16 protein-coding genes and 1 tRNA gene are annotated in these 17,515 nt (G+C 69.2%); 14 read left to right on the top strand and 3 right to left on the bottom strand.

Annotation, left to right across the window (positions count from 1 at the left end):
• Positions 1-279 precede the first annotated feature (279 nt).
• The 3 genes from AB0D99_RS17825 to AB0D99_RS17815 all read left to right on the top strand — a co-directional run bounded on the left by AB0D99_RS17825 (position 280) and on the right by AB0D99_RS17815 (position 3,543).
• A complete protein-coding gene (locus tag AB0D99_RS17825) occupies positions 280-849 on the top strand; it encodes a helix-turn-helix domain-containing protein (protein WP_362362223.1) in 570 nt (189 codons plus the stop codon).
• Between the two features lie 97 nt (positions 850-946).
• Entirely contained in the window at positions 947-2,377 is a 1,431-nt protein-coding gene (locus AB0D99_RS17820) for an MFS transporter (RefSeq protein ID WP_362362220.1), read from the top strand.
• Between the two features lie 5 nt (positions 2,378-2,382).
• Entirely contained in the window at positions 2,383-3,543 is a 1,161-nt protein-coding gene (locus AB0D99_RS17815) for a UDP-N-acetylmuramate dehydrogenase (protein ID WP_362362242.1), read from the top strand.
• A gap of 102 nt (positions 3,544-3,645) precedes the next feature.
• Here the strand turns inward: AB0D99_RS17815 and AB0D99_RS17810 are convergent, their stop codons facing one another.
• Positions 3,646-4,278, bottom strand: coding sequence for an NAD(P)H-binding protein (locus AB0D99_RS17810; RefSeq protein WP_362362217.1), 633 nt, complete (start codon positions 4,276-4,278; stop codon positions 3,646-3,648).
• 94 nt (positions 4,279-4,372) lie between these two features.
• Here AB0D99_RS17810 and AB0D99_RS17805 point away from each other — a divergent pair, with 94 nt between their 5' ends.
• A complete protein-coding gene (locus AB0D99_RS17805; RefSeq protein ID WP_362362215.1) occupies positions 4,373-4,978 on the top strand; it encodes a TetR/AcrR family transcriptional regulator in 606 nt (201 codons plus the stop codon).
• Positions 4,979-5,016: 38 nt separating this feature from the next.
• Positions 5,017-5,745, top strand: a complete 729-nt coding sequence (locus AB0D99_RS17800; protein WP_362362212.1) for a hypothetical protein — start codon at positions 5,017-5,019, stop codon at positions 5,743-5,745.
• On the opposite strand, the gene AB0D99_RS17795 is transcribed toward AB0D99_RS17800, so the two are convergent.
• Both AB0D99_RS17795 and AB0D99_RS17790 read right to left on the bottom strand, forming a co-directional pair.
• Positions 5,690-6,733 carry an adenosine deaminase gene (locus AB0D99_RS17795; RefSeq protein ID WP_362362209.1) on the bottom strand — a complete coding sequence of 348 codons (1,044 nt, stop codon included), beginning with the start codon at positions 6,731-6,733 and terminating at the stop codon, positions 5,690-5,692. The two genes, AB0D99_RS17800 and AB0D99_RS17795, sit on opposite strands and share 56 nt — an antisense overlap.
• A gap of 129 nt (positions 6,734-6,862) precedes the next feature.
• Positions 6,863-8,089, bottom strand: coding sequence for a pyridoxal phosphate-dependent aminotransferase (locus AB0D99_RS17790; protein WP_362362206.1), 1,227 nt, complete (start codon positions 8,087-8,089; stop codon positions 6,863-6,865).
• Positions 8,090-8,292: 203 nt separating this feature from the next.
• On the opposite strand from AB0D99_RS17790, the gene AB0D99_RS17785 reads away from it, so the two are divergent.
• From AB0D99_RS17785 to rpoB, 9 genes are all read left to right on the top strand, one after another.
• Positions 8,293-8,365, top strand: a tRNA-Trp gene (locus AB0D99_RS17785).
• Between the two features lie 103 nt (positions 8,366-8,468).
• Positions 8,469-8,756, top strand: coding sequence for a preprotein translocase subunit SecE (gene secE, locus AB0D99_RS17780; protein WP_137993978.1), 288 nt, complete (start codon positions 8,469-8,471; stop codon positions 8,754-8,756).
• A 43-nt stretch (positions 8,757-8,799) separates the two neighbouring features.
• Positions 8,800-9,684: a transcription termination/antitermination protein NusG gene (gene nusG, locus AB0D99_RS17775; protein ID WP_362362203.1), complete on the top strand. Its 885-nt coding sequence runs from the start codon at positions 8,800-8,802 to the stop codon at positions 9,682-9,684.
• A 159-nt stretch (positions 9,685-9,843) separates the two neighbouring features.
• Positions 9,844-10,278 carry a 50S ribosomal protein L11 gene (gene rplK / locus AB0D99_RS17770; protein ID WP_015035536.1) on the top strand — a complete coding sequence of 145 codons (435 nt, stop codon included), beginning with the start codon at positions 9,844-9,846 and terminating at the stop codon, positions 10,276-10,278.
• 78 nt (positions 10,279-10,356) lie between these two features.
• A complete protein-coding gene (rplA, locus tag AB0D99_RS17765; RefSeq protein ID WP_362362198.1) occupies positions 10,357-11,085 on the top strand; it encodes a 50S ribosomal protein L1 in 729 nt (242 codons plus the stop codon).
• Between the two features lie 142 nt (positions 11,086-11,227).
• Positions 11,228-12,142 (top strand): hypothetical protein, encoded by a 915-nt coding sequence (locus AB0D99_RS17760; RefSeq protein ID WP_362362195.1) that lies wholly within the window; start codon positions 11,228-11,230, stop codon positions 12,140-12,142.
• Positions 12,143-12,410: 268 nt separating this feature from the next.
• Entirely contained in the window at positions 12,411-12,941 is a 531-nt protein-coding gene (rplJ, locus tag AB0D99_RS17755; RefSeq protein WP_362362192.1) for a 50S ribosomal protein L10, read from the top strand.
• Between the two features lie 111 nt (positions 12,942-13,052).
• Positions 13,053-13,436 carry a 50S ribosomal protein L7/L12 gene (rplL, locus tag AB0D99_RS17750; RefSeq protein ID WP_352188357.1) on the top strand — a complete coding sequence of 128 codons (384 nt, stop codon included), beginning with the start codon at positions 13,053-13,055 and terminating at the stop codon, positions 13,434-13,436.
• Between the two features lie 542 nt (positions 13,437-13,978).
• Positions 13,979-17,461, top strand: a complete 3,483-nt coding sequence (gene rpoB, locus AB0D99_RS17745; RefSeq protein ID WP_362362188.1) for a DNA-directed RNA polymerase subunit beta — start codon at positions 13,979-13,981, stop codon at positions 17,459-17,461.
• Positions 17,462-17,515: the final 54 nt, after the last annotated feature.

The raw sequence follows: 17,515 nt of genomic DNA, 5'->3' as shown, positions 1-17,515 counted from the left end.
CTCTTTTTTTTTTCTGCGCCGCGCTTTATCTTCTCTCGCGCTTACCGCCGGGGGGGGTGGGGGGGGGGGGGGTGGTGGGCGGGGGGGGGGGGGGGGGGCGCGCCCCCCCCCCCCCCCCCCCCTCTCTCTACCGCTTCGGGCTCCGGCCCCGGAATCTCTTCCGCTTCGGGCTCCGGCCCCGGAATCGGGTCCCACTCCTCTTTCCGCGTCGGGCCCCGCCCGGGAACCGGGTTCGACTCCGCCGTTGCTAAGTTAGTGATTGAGTACTAACTTAGTCACATGGTCAGGATGAGTGCGGAGGAGCGGCGCGAGAGCGTCATCCGCGCGGCGATGAGCGAGTTCGCCCGCGGCGGGTACTACGGCACGTCCACCGAGGCGATCGCCAAGCGCGTCGGTGTCTCGCAGCCGTACCTCTTCCGGCTCTTCCCGAGCAAGAAGGCCATCTTCCTGGCCGCCTCCGAGCGTTGCCTCAGTGACACGATCCGCGTCTTCGAGGAGGCCGCGGAGGGGCTGTCCGGCGAGGAGGCCCTGCATGCCATGGCCAACGCGTACACCCGGATCATCGCCGAGCAGCCCGACCGGCTGCTGATGCAGATGCAGGTGTACGTCGCCGTCGCCGCCGCCGAGGCGACCGGTGACCACGAGTTCGGCGAGGCCGTGCGGGCCGGCTGGATGGGGCTCTGGGAGACCGTCCACCTCGCGCTCGGCGCGGACGTCGGCGAGACCACGACCTTCCTGGCGTACGGGATGCTCGTCAACACCCTCGTCGCCATGGGCTTCCCGCCCGAGCACCGGGTCTGGGAGGGGTTCTACCCCTCCGCCCGCCGCCTCGGCCGTCTGGAGAAGTAGCGCCCGCCGGTACCCCGTGTGCCGGTGGCGTCCGTACGGGTTTCCATGGTCGTGAAAGTTAGTCATCAATAACTAACCTGAGATCTGAGGGGCAGCAATGAACCAGCCAGCAGCCCGCCGCGGTTCCACCGCCTGGGCCCTCGTCATCACCAGCGTCGCCGGCTTCATGGCGGCTCTCGACAACCTCGTCGTCACCACCGCCCTGCCGTCGATCCGTGAGGACCTCGGAGGAGCCCTGCACGACCTCGAATGGACGGTGAGCGCCTACACCCTCACCTTCGCCGTCCTGCTGATGTTCGGCGCGGCCCTCGGCGACCGTTTCGGCCGGCGCCGGCTCTTCGGCGTCGGGGTCGCCGTCTTCACCGCCGCCTCCGCCGCGGCCGCGCTCGCCCCCGGCATCGACGCGCTGATCGCCGCGCGCGCCGTCCAGGGCGTCGGAGCCGCGATCATGATGCCGCTCACCCTCACCCTGCTCACCGCGGCCGTCCCGGCCGCCAAGCGGGGTATGGCGTTCGGCATCTGGGGCGCCGTCAACGGTCTCGCCGTCGCCGCGGGCCCGCTCATCGGCGGCACCCTCACCGAGCACATCTCCTGGCAGTGGATCTTCTGGCTGAACGTCCCGCTCGGCCTCGCCCTGCTGCCGCTCGCACGGCTGCGGCTCGCCGAGTCGTACGGCACCGGAGCCCGCCTCGACGCCGTCGGCACGCTCCTCGCCAGCGGCGGCCTGTTCGGCATCGTGTACGGGCTGATCCGGGGGCCGATCGACGGCTGGACCTCCCTGACCGTCCTCCTCGGCCTGATCGGCGGCGCCGCGCTCCTCGGCGGCTTCGTCCACCACGGCATCCGCGGCAAGGCGCCGATGCTGCCGATGCGGCTCTTCCGCGACCGTGCCTTCTCCGGGATCAACGCGGCCAGCCTGCTGATGTTCCTCGGCATGTTCGGCTCGATCTTCCTGCTCAGCCAGTACATGCAGGGCGTGCTCGGCTACTCGCCGACCGAGGCGGGTCTGCGGATGCTGCCCTGGACCGGCATGCCGATGATCGTCGCCCCGCTCGCGGGCGCCCTCTCCGACCGGATCGGCGGCCGCCCGGTCGTCGCCGCGGGCCTCGCCCTCCAGGCGATCGGCCTCGCCTGGTTCGCGCTCGTCCTGAGCCCCGACGCCTCGTACGCCGTCCAGCTCCCCGCGCTGGTCGTGAGCGGCGTCGGCATGGCGCTGTACTTCGCTCCGGCCGCCAACATCGTCATGTCCAGCGTCCGCCCCTCGGAGCAGGGCATCGCGTCCGGCGCCAACAACGCCCTGCGCGAGGTCGGCGGAGCGCTGGGCGTCGCGGTGATGGCCTCGATCTTCGCCGCGCAGGGCGGGTACGAGTCCGGCCAGAGCTTCGTCGACGGCCTGGTCCCGGCGCTGTGGGTCGGATCGGGCGCGGTGGCCCTGGGGGCCGTGGCCTCCCTCGTCATCCCTCGGCGCCGGGCGGTGCCGGCCCCTCCGGCGAAGGACCCCGAGAAGCTCCCGGTCGCAGCGGTGTGACGGCCCTGGCGGGCCCGCCGGGACCGGGCCGCCGCCCCTGTCCCCACGGGGCCGGGCCGGCGGCCCGGCCCCCGTCGCCCGGGCGACGAGCCCGTACTCTTGAGCGCGTGCAGGAACTCCACGACGCCCCCCTCGCCCCCCTGACCACCTTCCGGCTCGGCGGTCCCGCGGCCCGGCTCGTCACGGCCACGACCGACGACGAGGTGATCGCCGCCGTCCGCGAGGCCGACGCCACCGGCACCCCGCTGCTGGTCATCGGCGGCGGATCCAACCTGGTCATCGGCGACAAGGGCTTCGACGGCACCGCGCTGCGCATCGCGACCGAGGGCTTCGCCCTCGACGGCACGACGCTGGAGCTGGCGGCGGGCGAGGTCTGGACGGACGCCGTGGCACGGACCGTCGAGGCCGGGCTCGCCGGGATCGAGTGCCTGGCCGGGATCCCCGGTTCCGCGGGCGCCACCCCGATCCAGAACGTCGGCGCGTACGGCCAGGAGGTCTCCGCCACCATCACCGAGGTCGTCGCCTACGACCGCAGGGCCGACGAGACGGTCACCCTCACCAACGCCGAGTGCGCCTTCTCGTACCGCCACAGCCGGTTCAAGGGCGACCCGGACCGCTACGTCGTCCTGCGCGTCCGCTTCGAGCTGGAGGACGCGGCGGGGCTCTCCGCTCCGATCAAGTACGCCGAGACCGCCCGCGCCCTCGGCGTCGAGGCGGGTGACCGCGTCCCGCTCGCGCAGGCCCGGGAGACCGTCCTCAGGCTGCGGGCCGGGAAGGGCATGGTCCTGGACGCCGACGACCACGACACCTGGTCGGCCGGCTCCTTCTTCACCAACCCGATCCTGACCGCGGGGGAGTACGAGACCTTCCTCGCCCGGGTGACCGTGCGGCTCGGCGCCGACGTGACCCCGCCGGCGTTCCCCGCGGGGGCCGACGGCGCGGTCAAGACCTCGGCCGCCTGGCTGATCGACAAGGCCGGGTTCACCAAGGGGTACGGCTCCGGCCCCGCCCGTATCTCCACCAAGCACACCCTCGCGCTCACCAACCGCGGCGAGGCCACCACCGAGGACCTCCTCGCGCTCGCCCGCGAGGTCGTCGCCGGCGTCCGGGACGTCTTCGGGATCACGCTCGTCAACGAGCCGGTGACGGTCGGCGTCAGCATCTGAGCGGACGACCCCGGGGCGGGCCCGCCGGACGCGGCCGGTCCGGGCGGCGGGGGATGCGCACCCGCGCGTGGAGGGCCGGTGCGACGGCCGTCCGGGCGCCGGTCAGTAGGCGAGCCCCACGCCCTGCTTCACCGTCGCCGGGTCGTCGACCATCGCCAGCATGGCGTGGGCGACGTCGGCGCGGGCCAGGGAGCGGCCGCGGGGCGGATTGCCGCCGACGACCGAGCGGTAGCGGCCGGTGAGCGGTCCGTCGGTCAGCTTGGGCGGGCGTACGGACGTCCAGTCCGTGGCGCTCGCCGCCAGGTCGCGTTCCATCGCGCGCAGGTCGTCGTAGACGCCCTTCAGGACGGAGTTGACGATCGCGAGCACCGTCCGGTCGAAGACGGTCTGTCCGTCCGGGGTGGGGCCGAGCGGGGCGGCGCTGACCACCAGCAGGCGCCGGACGCCCTCCGCGTCCATGGCGGTCAGGACCGAGCGGGTCAGCCCGGCGGCGACGCCGGCGTCCGCGCGGCTGCGCGCGCCGAGCCCGGAGAGCACCGCGTCCCTGCCCGCGACGGCCGGACGCAGGGTGTCGGGGGCGGTGAGGTCCGCCCGGTGGACCGTCAGGCGCTCACCGGTGACCGTGAAGCGCGCCGGATCCCGCACCACCGCCGTGACCTCGTGGCCCGAGGCCAGCCCCTGGCGGACGATCTCCCGACCGATGCCGCCGGTCGCACCGAAGACCGTGAGCTTCATGGCACCTCCTGCTTGAGGGTGGGTGAGTGTTCACTCACCCCTAGAGTGAGTGTGTACTCACCCTTGCGTCAAGCCAGTTGGAGCAGGAGCGGCCATGGAACAGAAGCCCACGCGTGAACGGATCCTCGACGCGGCACACGAGCTGTGGACCACCGTGGGCCTCGCCCGTACGACCACGAAGGAGATCGCCCGGGGCGCCGGCTGCTCGGAGGCGGCGCTCTACAAGTACTTCGCGGGCAAGGAGGAACTCTTCGTCGCCGTCCTCGGCGAGCGCCTCCCCGAACTGGCGCCGCTCCTCGAATCGCTCACCGCCGCACCGGGCCGGCGCACCGTGCAGGAGAACCTCACGGAGATCGCCCGCCGGGCCGCGCTCTTCTACGCCGAGAGCTTCCCGATCGCCGCCTCCCTGTACGCCGAGACCCGGCTCAAGGCCCGCCACGACGCGTCGATGCGGCGACTCGACGCGGGTCCGCACCGGCCCCTGGAGAGCCTCGACGCGTATCTGCGGGCGGAGCAGGAGGCGGGACGCATCGACGCCGGCGCCGACACGTTCGCGGCGGCGTCCCTGCTGCTCGGCGCCTGCTCGCAGCGCGCCTTCGCCTACGACGCGAAGGTGGGCAAGCAGCCGCCGCAGGACCTCGACACCTTCGCGGCGTCGATCGCCCGGACCCTGGTGGCCGGGATCGCCGTACGGAAATGACGTTGCGGCCGCCCCCGGGCCCCGGACACGCTGACCGCATGCGTCTCAAGTGCCGCGAATTCAGGCTCCGCACGGGGTCGCGCCCGTACCGCGTCGTCCAGCCCTGGCACCCGCTCCGGCACACCACGCTCAACGACCCGCTCGGCGAGCGCTGGGGCTACCTCCTCGGCGACCACGACGGGCTCTCCCGGCTCGCCGCGCTCTTCTCCTTCGCCGCCTTCTCCCGGCACACGATCGTCCACGTGCCGCTGCGCGAGAGTCTCCCCAGGAGCTTCGCCCCCGGAACACCCGTCGATCTCGTCCTCGCCCACGGCACACCCGGCCTGCGCCCCTCCGCCTGGCCGGACCTCCGCGCCCGGCTCCGCACGGGCGGCACCCCGCTGACCATCCGTACGGACGAGGCCCGCACCGCCGCGCACGCGGCCGCCTGGCAGACGGAGTGGGAACGGCGTCACTGGCGGGCGAGCGAATGGCTCCGCCCCGCGGTCCACGCCCGCACGCTCTTCCTCCTCGGCGGTCGCGACGTCTTCTCCGCCGCCGCCACCACCTTCGAGGCCGCGGCCGGCTTCGGTCCGCTGCACAGGCGCGCCCGCCAGGGCCACGACGCCCTGACCGGCTCGCTCACCCCGCTCCTGGAACCGAGCTCCGACGGCCGGTGGGACCGCGCCGAACTCGACATCGGCTTCCAGGCCCACCCGCCCCTGCACCGCTTCACACCGCCGGGGCGGCCAGCCAGTCGTCGACACCGGACAGGAGCTTCCGGCTGACGTCCTCCGGAGCCGCCGAGGCGCGGATCGACTGCCGGGCCAGCTCGGCCAGTTCCGCGTCCGTGAAGCCGTGGTGGCGACGGGCGATCTCGTACTGCGCGGCGAGACGCGAACCGAAGAGCAGCGGGTCGTCCGCGCCCAGCGCCATCGGGACCCCCGCCTCGAAGAGCGTGCGCAGCGGCACGTCCTCGTGCTTCTCGTAGACACCGAGGGCCACGTTGGACGCCGGGCAGACCTCGCAGGTCACGCCCCTCTCGGCGAGCTTGCGCAGCACCCGCGGGTCCTCCGCCGCCCGCACCCCGTGGCCCACCCGGGCCGCCCGGAGGTCGTCGAGGCAGTCCCGTACGGACGACGGGCCCGTCAGCTCCCCGCCGTGCGGGGCCGCCAGCAGACCGCCCTCACGGGCGATCGCGAAGGCGCGGTCGAAGTCGCGGGCCATGCCCCGGCGCTCGTCGTTGGAGAGCCCGAACCCGACCACGCCCCGGTCCGCGTACCGGACCGCGAGCCGCGCAAGCGTGCGCGCCTCCAGGGGGTGCTTCATCCGGTTCGCGGCCACCAGGACCCGCATCCCGAGCCCGGTCTCGCGCGCGGCCGCGTCGACCGCGTCCAGGATGACCTCCATGGCCGGGATCAGACCCCCGAGCAGCGGGGCGTACGACGTCGGGTCGACCTGGATCTCCAGCCACCCCGAACCGTCCCGCACGTCCTCCTGGGCGGCCTCGCGGACCAGCCGCTGGATGTCCTCGGGCTCCCGCAGGCAGGACCGGGCGATGTCGTACAGGCGCTGGAACCGGAACCAGCCGCGCTCGTCGGTCGCCCGCAGCTTGGGCGGTGTGCCGCTGCTCAGCGCCTCCGGAAGGTGGACGCCGTACTTGTCGGCCAGTTCCAGGAGGGTCGTGGGCCGCATCGAACCCGTGAAGTGCAGGTGCAGATGGGCCTTGGGCAGCAGGTTGATGTCACGGAAGGCGTGCTCGGAAACGTGCTCCATTGAAGGATCTTGCCGCACCCGAATGGACGAATACAGCCCCTTTCCCCGATCGGGACCTTGCTAGAACGCAAAAACGGGCCCCGGTTCCGGAGAACCAGGGGCCCGTCGGCCGTGAACGTCACGGTGGACTCAGTCGCGCGCCTCGGCCAGCAGCTTCTGCATCCGGGAGACGCCCTCCACCAGGTCCTCGTCACCCAGCGCGTACGAGAGCCGCAGGTAGCCGGGGGTGCCGAAGGCCTCACCGGGGACGACCGCGACCTCGGCCTCGTCCAGGATCAGCGCGGCGAGCTCGACCGAGTTCTGCGGGCGCTTGCCGCGGATCTCCTTGCCGAGCAGCGCCTTCACCGACGGGTACACGTAGAACGCGCCCTCCGGGGTCGGGCACAGCACGCCCTCGATCTCGTTGAGCATCCGCACGATCGTCTGGCGGCGCCGGTCGAAGGCGCGGCCCATCTCGGCGACGGCGTCCAGGTCGCCCTCGACGGCGGCGAGCGCGGCCACCTGCGCCACGTTGCTCACGTTGGACGTGGCGTGCGACTGCAGGTTGGTCGCGGCCTTCACGACGTCCTTCGGGCCGATGATCCACCCCACGCGCCAGCCGGTCATCGCGTACGTCTTCGCGACACCGTTGACGACGATGCACTTGTCGCGCAGCTCCGGCATGACCGACGGCAGGGAGACCGCGGAAGCGCCGCCGTAGACCAGGTGCTCGTAGATCTCGTCCGTCAGGACCCACAGACCGTGCTCGACGGCCCAGCGGCCGATCGCCTCGGTCTCGGCCTCGCTGTAGACGGCGCCGGTCGGGTTGGACGGGGAGACGAAGAGGACGACCTTGGTCTTCTCCGTGCGCGCCGCCTCCAGCTGCTCCACCGAGACGCGGTAGCCGGTGGTCTCGTCGGCGACGACCTCGACCGGGACACCGCCCGCGAGCCGGATCGACTCGGGGTACGTCGTCCAGTACGGGGCCGGGACGATGACCTCGTCGCCCGGGTCGAGGATCGCGGCGAACGCCTCGTAGATGGCCTGCTTGCCGCCGTTGGTCACCAGAACCTGGGAGGCGTCGATCTCGTAGCCGGAGTCGCGCAGCGTCTTGGCGGCGATCGCGGCCTTCAGCTCCGGCAGACCACCCGCCGGCGTGTAGCGGTGGTACTTCGGGTTCTTGCACGCCTCGACGGCGGCGTCGACGATGTAGTCCGGGGTCGGGAAGTCGGGCTCACCCGCGCCGAAACCGATCACCGGGCGCCCGGCGGCCTTGAGGGCCTTGGCCTTGGCGTCGACGGCGAGGGTCGCGGACTCGGAGATCGCACCGATGCGGGCGGAGACCCGGCGCTCGGTCGGAGGAGTAGCAGCGCTCATACGGCCCATGGTCCCAGACCGTCTTCCCGCCCGGCACACAGGTTTCAGGGAGCGGACAGGAACGGTCAATCCTGGTCGTACGAGGGTCCGCGAGGGCTCCCACGTGCTTTCTGTTCGACGCGGCGCCCATGAACACGTACACTCACTGCTCGTTGGCCCTCACCGACCACGTCTCACGATGCGGTAGGTTGGGGGAGCCACAAAGGGTCGTAGCTCAATTGGTAGAGCACCGGTCTCCAAAACCGGCGGTTGGGGGTTCAAGTCCCTCCGGCCCTGCTACACACACCGCCAGGATGTGTGCGCATGTACGTACTTCAATGCACCGCCGTGCGGATCCACCCGGCACGGCACTGCCATGACCCGGGATCAGGTGAGTAGCGTGACGGACGCCGTGGGCTCCATCGACATGCCTGATGCCGAGGACGAGGCGCCGGACTCGAAGAAGAAGGCCCGTAAGGGCGGCAAGCGCGGAAAGAAGGGCCCTCTGGGCCGCCTCGCGCTCTTCTACCGCCAGATCGTCGCGGAGCTTCGCAAGGTCGTCTGGCCCACTCGCAGCCAGCTGACGACGTACACCACGGTAGTGATTGTCTTCGTTGTCATCATGATCGGCCTTGTGACCGTGATTGACTATGGCTTCCAGGAAGCAGTCAAGTACGTCTTCGGCTGACTTCTTGTTCCACCCCATCTGTATCCAGGAAGAAGCAGCCACCGTGTCTGACCCGAACCTGAACGAGTCCGTTTCCGAGGACGAGCTCGACATCCTCGAGGCGGCCGACGAGGACCAGGCTGAGGCTGCTGACGCCGCTGCGGGCGAGGCTGCCGAAGAGGCCGCCCTGACCATCGAGGACGACTCCGAGGTCGAGGACGACTCCGAGGTCGAGGCGGACGAGGACGTCGAGGACGAGTCCGGCGAGGACACCGACGTCGAGGCCGAGGTCGAGGAGATCGAGGAGGCCGACGAGGAGCCCGCCGCTCCGGTCGACCCCATCCAGGCCCTCCGTGACGAACTCCGCGGCCTGCCCGGCGAGTGGTACGTCATCCACACCTACGCGGGCTACGAGAAGCGCGTGAAGGCCAACCTCGAACAGCGCGCCGTCTCGCTGAACGTCGAGGAGTTCATCTACCAGGCCGAGGTCCCCGAGGAAGAGATCGTCCAGATCAAGAACGGCGAGCGCAAGAACGTCCGGCAGAACAAGCTGCCCGGTTACGTTCTCGTCCGCATGGATCTGACGAACGAGTCCTGGGGCGTCGTCCGCAACACCCCCGGCGTCACCGGCTTCGTGGGCAACGCCTACGACCCGTACCCGCTGACCCTGGACGAGATCGTCAAGATGCTCGCCCCCGAGGCCGAGGAGAAGGCCGCCCGCGAGGCCGCCGAGGCCGAGGGCAAGCCGGCTCCGGCCCGCAAGGTCACCGTCGAGGTCCTGGACTTCGAGGTCGGCGACTCGGTCACCGTCACCGACGGCCCCTTCGCCACCCTCCAGGCCACGATCAACGAGATCAACGCCGACTCGAAGAAGGTCAAGGGCCTCGTCGAGATCTTCGGTCGCGAGACCCCGGTCGAGCTCAGCTTCGACCAGATCCAGAAGAACTGACCCTCACAGGTTTCCGACCAGGTCAGAGTGGCTCTCGTAGCCGCTCTGACCTGCTCGGTTTTTAGCCGCACTGCTATACCCGTTATCGTGGTGCGGTATGCCTCCATCCGGATGACCGGATGGCGGGCTGAACACTCTCACTAGGACCCGGAGAGAGCAATGCCTCCCAAGAAGAAGAAGGTCACGGGGCTTATCAAGCTCCAGATCAACGCTGGTGCGGCCAACCCGGCCCCGCCGGTCGGTCCCGCGCTGGGCCAGCACGGCGTCAACATCATGGAGTTCTGCAAGGCCTACAACGCCGCGACCGAGTCGCAGCGTGGCATGGTCGTGCCGGTGGAGATCACGGTCTACGAGGACCGCACCTTCACCTTCATCACCAAGACTCCGCCGGCCGCCAAGCTGATCCTCAAGGCCGCGGGTGTGGACAAGGGCTCCGGCGAGCCGCACAAGACCAAGGTCGCCAAGCTCACGGCCGCCCAGGTCCGCGAGATCGCCACGGTCAAGCTCCCCGACCTGAACGCCAACGACCTCGACGCCGCGTCGAAGATCATCGCCGGCACCGCCCGCTCCATGGGCATCACGGTCGAGGGCTGATCACCCCCCTCGTGACCTCAGTGGTAGGGCCGGCGCGGCCCGCACCACGACTCCATACCTGAACCAACAGGAGCAGAAGTGAAGCGCAGCAAGGCTCTCCGCAGCGCGGACGCCAAGGTCGACCGGGAGCGGAACTACGCCCCCCTCGAGGCCGTCCGTCTCGCCAAGGACACCGCCACCACCAAGTTCGACGGCACCGTCGAGGTCGCCTTCCGCCTGGGCGTCGACCCGCGCAAGGCCGACCAGATGGTCCGTGGCACCGTGAACCTCCCGCACGGCACCGGTAAGACCGCCCGGGTCCTGGTCTTCGCGACCGGTGACCGTGCCGAGGCCGCAGTTGCCGCTGGCGCCGACATCGTCGGTTCCGACGAGCTCATCGACGAGATCTCCAAGGGCAACCGCCTGAACGAGTTCGACGCCGTCGTCGCCACCCCGGACCTCATGGGCAAGGTCGGCCGCCTCGGCCGCGTCCTCGGCCCGCGTGGTCTCATGCCGAACCCGAAGACCGGCACCGTCACCCCCGATGTCGCGAAGGCTGTCAACGACATCAAGGGCGGCAAGATCGAGTTCCGCGTCGACAAGCACTCGAACCTGCACTTCATCATCGGCAAGGTCTCCTTCGACGAGACGAAGCTGGTCGAGAACTACGCCGCGGCTCTGGAGGAGATCCTCCGTCTGAAGCCGTCCGCCGCCAAGGGCCGCTACATCAAGAAGGCGACCCTGACGACGACGATGGGCCCCGGCATCCCGCTGGACTCCAACCGCACCCGCAACCTCCTCGTCGAGGAGGACCCGGCCGCGGTCTGAGCCCATCAGGCTCGCTGAAGTGGTCAACCGGCCCCCTGTCCCTCCTCGGAGGGGCGGGGGGCCGGTTTTTCGTGCGACACCGTCAGACCCCTGGGTTACCGTTCAGTTCGTACGACGAACGGAAGCAAGGGGTGGGGACTCGATGGGCATGACCGCATGGAAGCGCGCGGGCGTCTCGCTGACGGCGGTGGCCGTCATCGCCGGTGTCGCGGGCTGTCAGGACGGCGAGGAGGCCAAGAAGCCCGCCGCACAGGCCCCGGCGACGGCGAAGGCGGAGCCGCAGCTCCAGACCCACGACGCCGCCACGAAGGTCATCGAGGCCGCCTACAAGAAGACCTCGGACGCCAAGTCCGCGAAGCTCCGGATGACCATCACGATGCCGGCCGCCATGGACGGCGGCGGCACGATGGAGATGACCGGTGTCCAGGGCTGGAACCCGGGGGCCATGGACATCACCATGAAGGGCTCGCTGGTACAGGCCGGCGACCCGGACGCCCCCGAGCAGATGCGCATGATCATGCTCGGTGAGGCCATGTACATGGACGTGGGCGCCGAGCGGGCCGCCGAGATGGACGGCAAGCGCTGGATGAAGGTCGACCTCAAGGGACAGAAGGGCCAGGACGGCCTCGGCGGCCTGCAGAGCAGCGTCAACCAGGACCCGGCCCAGCAGCTCGCCCTGCTCCTGGAGTCCCCGAACCTCAAGCACCTGGGCGCCGAGAAGATCAACGGCGTCCAGGCCCAGCACTACAAGGGCACCCTCAGCTTCGAGCAGATGCTGGACTCCAACAAGGCGAAGTCCGCGACCCTCTCGAAGCAGGAGCGCGAGAAGCTCGTCGCCAACGTCGAGAAGATCGGCATGAAGGGGTACGACACCGAGGTCTGGGTCGACGAGGCGGGCTATCCGGTCCGCATGGTCGTCGGCATGACCACGGCCGTGGGGACGGTGCACATGAACGCCGACTACACCGACTACGGCCCCAAGGCGGTCGTCAAGGCGCCGCCGGCCAAGGACACGTACGACCTCTCCGAGATGCTGAAGGGCCTCGGCGACAGCTGATCCGTACGGGCGGATTTGCTCCCCGCCCCGACCGTCGCGTACTCTTCCACAGAAGCCAAAGACCGCTGGTCGTTGCCGTGCTCTCGCAAGAGGGTCCGGTGGCCGAAGGTTCGCTGATATGCGGACGGCCCGCGCAGGTGATTCGTGGAAGAGTTCCCGGTTCGTTTCGATCCGGTCGAGCTGAGCCCCGTGCGCCTGCGCCGGGGCGTTTCTCTTTGTTCAGCCCCTTCTGAGCGGTCCTCATCACCCGGAAGGAGGCCGACGCTCTATGGCAAGGCCCGACAAGGCTGCCGCGGTAGCCGAGCTGGAGGACAAGTTCCGCAGCTCGAACGCCGTCGTGCTGACCTCGTACACGGGGCTCACCGTGGCGCAGCTCAAGACGCTGCGTCGTTCGCTCGGTGAGAACGCCCAGTACGCCGTGGTGAAGAACACGCTGACCAAGATTGCGGCCAACCAGGCCGGGATCGCGTCGCTCGACGACCAGCTCGCTGGTTCGACCGCGGCCGCCTTCGTCACCGGTGACCCGGTGGAGTCGGCGAAGGCTCTGCGTGACTTCGCCAAGGACAACCCGAACCTCGTCATCAAGGGCGGTGTCCTTGATGGCAAGGCGCTGACCGCCGACGAGTTCAAGAAGCTTGCGGACCTCGAGTCCCGCGAGGTTCTGCTCAGCAAGCTGGCCGGCGCGTTCAAGGGCAAGCAGTCCCAGACTGCCTCGCTGCTCCAGGCGCTGCCGTCGAAGTTCGTCCGCACCGCGGAGGCGCTTCGCGTCAAGCTCGCCGAGCAGGGCGGTGCCGAGTAATTCGGCTCGCGCAATGATCGCCGTCCACTAGGACGACGGTCGCAGCGGGCCGAACGTACGCCCGCCTACATGTACATCCGGCACCTGCCGAATTAGTGGAAGGACGCCATCATGGCGAAGCTGTCCCAGGACGACCTGCTCGCGCAGTTCGAGGAGATGACCCTCATCGAGCTCTCCGAGTTCGTGAAGGCCTTCGAGGAGAAGTTCGACGTCACCGCCGCCGCGGCCGTCGCCGTTGCCGGCCCCGCCCAGGGTGGCGCTGCCCCCGAGGCCGCCGAGGAGCAGGACGAGTTCGACGTCATCCTCGAGGGTGCGGGCGACAAGAAGATCCAGGTCATCAAGGTCGTGCGTGAGCTCACCTCCCTGGGCCTGAAGGAGGCCAAGGACCTCGTCGACGGCACCCCGAAGCCGGTCCTCGAGAAGGTCGCCAAGGAGGCCGCGGAGAAGGCTGCCGAGTCCCTCAAGGCCGCCGGCGCCTCCGTCACGGTCAAGTAAGACCCTGCGGGTCTCCTGACTCGCTCAGGCGCCTCTCAGGCGCCTTCGAAGGGCGATCACCCATCCGGGTGGTCGCCCTTCGGCGTACCCGGGAAGGGCGTGGCGGGGGTCGTGCGAGCCCCGCGGAGCGGAGTATGGTGATCTTCGCCGTGCGCCCCCGGTGACCGGGGGGCCTTGACGAACCGCACGCAGCGCGCAATTCTCAGGACGCGTCGTCACAACGATCCGTATCCGAGGCATGGATCGACGGCGGAACGGGCAGTATCGAGGTGCGCCGCACGGCGCGAGGTACCGCGGAGTTGAGAACAACGAGGGTCGCGAAAAACTCGCCCTGGACATCAGTGGGCCAAGTGGCTACACTGACCCTTTGCGCTGCCTGTTAGCTGCCCCCTGCCCGTCACCAGGGGCATACCCTCGCGACAGCATTGTCGGCAGACCTGACCTGACCTGGGCGTTTGGCCCCATCAGGAATCGTCTGTCCCCGTGCGTCGCTGGGGACCGGTACGCGCGTAGTGAGTCCGAGCCCTCGGAAGGACCCCCTCTTGGCCGCCTCGCGCAACGCCTCGACCAATACGAACAACGGCGCCAGCACCGCCCCGCTGCGCATCTCCTTTGCAAAGATCAAGGAGCCCCTCGAGGTTCCGAACCTCCTCGCGCTGCAGACCGAGAGCTTTGACTGGCTGCTCGGCAACGCCGCCTGGAAGGCTCGCGTCGAGGCAGCTCTCGAGTCGGGACAGGACGTCCCCAGGAAGTCGGGTCTGGAGGAGATCTTCGAGGAGATCTCCCCGATCGAGGACTTCTCCGGGTCGATGTCGCTGACCTTCCGCGACCACCGCTTCGAGCCCCCGAAGAACTCGATCGACGAGTGCAAGGACCGTGACTTCACGTACGGCGCCCCGCTCTTCGTCACCGCCGAGTTCACCAACAACGAGACCGGCGAGATCAAGTCCCAGACGGTCTTCATGGGCGACTTCCCGCTCATGACGAACAAGGGCACCTTCGTCATCAACGGCACCGAGCGTGTCGTCGTCTCGCAGCTCGTCCGTTCCCCGGGCGTCTACTTCGACTCCTCGATCGACAAGACGTCCGACAAGGACATCTTCTCGGCCAAGATCATCCCGTCCCGGGGTGCCTGGCTGGAGATGGAGATCGACAAGCGCGACATGGTCGGTGTCCGCATCGACCGCAAGCGCAAGCAGTCCGTGACCGTCCTCCTGAAGGCCCTCGGCTGGACCACCGAGCAGATCCTGCAGGAGTTCGGCGAGTACGAGTCCATGCGCGCCACCCTGGAGAAGGACCACACCCAGGGCCAGGACGACGCGCTGCTCGACATCTACCGCAAGCTCCGTCCGGGCGAGCCGCCGACCCGCGAGGCCGCTCAGACGCTGCTCGAGAACCTCTACTTCAACCCGAAGCGCTACGACCTCGCGAAGGTCGGCCGCTACAAGGTGAACAAGAAGCTCGGCGCGGACGAGCCGCTGGACGCCGGTGTCCTGACCACCGACGACGTCATCGCCACGATCAAGTACCTCGTGAAGCTCCACGCGGGCGAGACCGAGACGATCGGCGAGTCCGGCCGCGAGATCGTCGTCGAGACCGACGACATCGACCACTTCGGCAACCGTCGTCTGCGCAACGTCGGCGAGCTCATCCAGAACCAGGTCCGTACGGGTCTGGCTCGTATGGAGCGCGTCGTGCGCGAGCGCATGACCACCCAGGACGTCGAGGCGATCACGCCGCAGACCCTGATCAACATCCGGCCGGTCGTCGCCTCCATCAAGGAGTTCTTCGGCACCAGCCAGCTGTCGCAGTTCATGGACCAGAACAACCCGCTGTCGGGTCTGACGCACAAGCGTCGTCTCTCGGCGCTGGGTCCCGGTGGTCTGTCCCGTGAGCGGGCCGGCTTCGAGGTCCGAGACGTGCACCCGTCCCACTACGGACGCATGTGCCCGATCGAGACCCCCGAAGGCCCGAACATCGGTCTGATCGGTTCGCTCGCCTCGTACGGCCGCGTCAACGCGTTCGGCTTCATCGAGACGCCGTACCGCAAGGTCGTCGAGGGCCAGGTCACCGACGAGGTCGACTACATCACCGCCGACGAGGAGGACCGCTTCGTCATCGCCCAGGCGAACGCGACCCTGAACGACGAGCTCCGCTTCACCGAGCCGCGCGTTCTGGTCCGCCGCCGTGGTGGCGAGGTCGACTACGTCCCGCCGGCCGAGGTCGACTACATGGACGTCTCGCCGCGCCAGATGGTGTCGGTCGCGACGGCCATGATCCCCTTCCTCGAGCACGACGACGCCAACCGTGCCCTCATGGGCGCGAACATGATGCGTCAGGCGGTGCCGCTGATTAAGTCGGAGGCCCCGCTCGTCGGCACCGGCATGGAGTACCGCTGCGCCACCGACGCCGGTGACGTGCCGAAGGCCGACAAGGACGGTGTCGTCCAGGAGGTCTCGGCCGACTACATCACCGTCGCCAACGACGACGGCACGTACACCACGTACCGGATGGCCAAGTTCTCCCGCTCGAACCAGGGCACCTCGGTCAACCAGAAGGTCGTCGTCTCCGAGGGCGACCGGGTCATCGAGGGCCAGGTCCTCGCCGACGGTCCGGCCACCGAGAACGGTGAGATGGCGCTCGGCAAGAACCTGCTCGTGGCGTTCATGCCGTGGGAGGGTCACAACTACGAGGACGCGATCATCCTGTCGCAGCGCCTCGTGCAGGACGACGTCCTCTCCTCGATCCACATCGAGGAGCACGAGGTCGACGCCCGTGACACCAAGCTCGGCCCGGAGGAGATCACCCGGGACATCCCGAACGTCTCCGAGGAGGTCCTCGCCGACCTCGACGAGCGCGGCATCATCCGTATCGGTGCCGAGGTCGTCGCCGGCGACATCCTCGTCGGCAAGGTCACGCCCAAGGGTGAGACCGAGCTGACCCCGGAGGAGCGCCTGCTCCGCGCGATCTTCGGTGAGAAGGCGCGTGAGGTCCGTGACACCTCGCTGAAGGTGCCGCACGGCGAGACCGGCAAGGTCATCGGCGTCCGCGTCTTCGACCGCGAGGAGGGCGACGAGCTTCCCCCGGGCGTGAACCAGCTGGTCCGCGTCTACGTCGCCCAGAAGCGCAAGATCACCGATGGTGACAAGCTCGCCGGCCGTCACGGCAACAAGGGTGTCATCTCCAAGATCCTTCCGATCGAGGACATGCCCTTCCTCGAGGACGGCACCCCGGTCGACATCATCCTCAACCCGCTGGGTGTCCCGTCCCGAATGAACCCGGGACAGGTCCTGGAGATCCACCTCGGCTGGCTCGCCAGCCGCGGCTGGGACGTCTCCGGTCTCGCGGACGACTGGGCGCAGCGCCTGCAGGCCATCGGCGCCGACCAGGTCGCCCCGGGCACCAACGTCGCCACCCCCGTCTTCGACGGTGCGCGTGAGGACGAGCTCGCGGGTCTGCTCCAGCACACGATCCCGAACCGCGACGGCGAGCGCATGGTGCTCCCCTCCGGCAAGGCGCGTCTGTTCGACGGCCGCTCCGGCGAGCCGTTCCCGGACCCGATCTCGGTCGGGTACATGTACATCCTCAAGCTCCACCACCTGGTCGACGACAAGCTGCACGCCCGGTCGACCGGTCCGTACTCGATGATCACCCAGCAGCCGCTGGGTGGTAAGGCCCAGTTCGGTGGCCAGCGCTTCGGTGAGATGGAGGTGTGGGCGCTGGAGGCTTACGGCGCCGCGTACGCCCTCCAGGAGCTGCTGACGATCAAGTCCGACGACGTGACCGGCCGCGTGAAGGTCTACGAGGCCATCGTCAAGGGCGAGAACATCCCTGAGCCCGGCATCCCCGAGTCCTTCAAGGTGCTCATCAAGGAGATGCAGTCCCTGTGCCTCAACGTGGAGGTGCTGTCCTCGGACGGCATGTCCATCGAGATGCGCGACACCGACGAGGACGTCTTCCGCGCAGCGGAGGAGCTCGGTATCGACCTGTCCCGGCGCGAGCCGAGCAGCGTCGAAGAGGTCTGACGGGAGTCCGGTACGGGGACTCGGTGCATTCCGCTGAGTCCCCGGCCGGCCCCA

The organism is Streptomyces sp. NPDC047971, from assembly GCF_040653355.1.
In the GTDB taxonomy this organism is placed as follows: Bacteria; Actinomycetota; Actinomycetes; order Streptomycetales; family Streptomycetaceae; genus Streptomyces.
The sequence above is the reverse complement of the archived record's forward strand: the minus strand, read 5'-3'. Positions and strand labels throughout refer to the sequence as shown.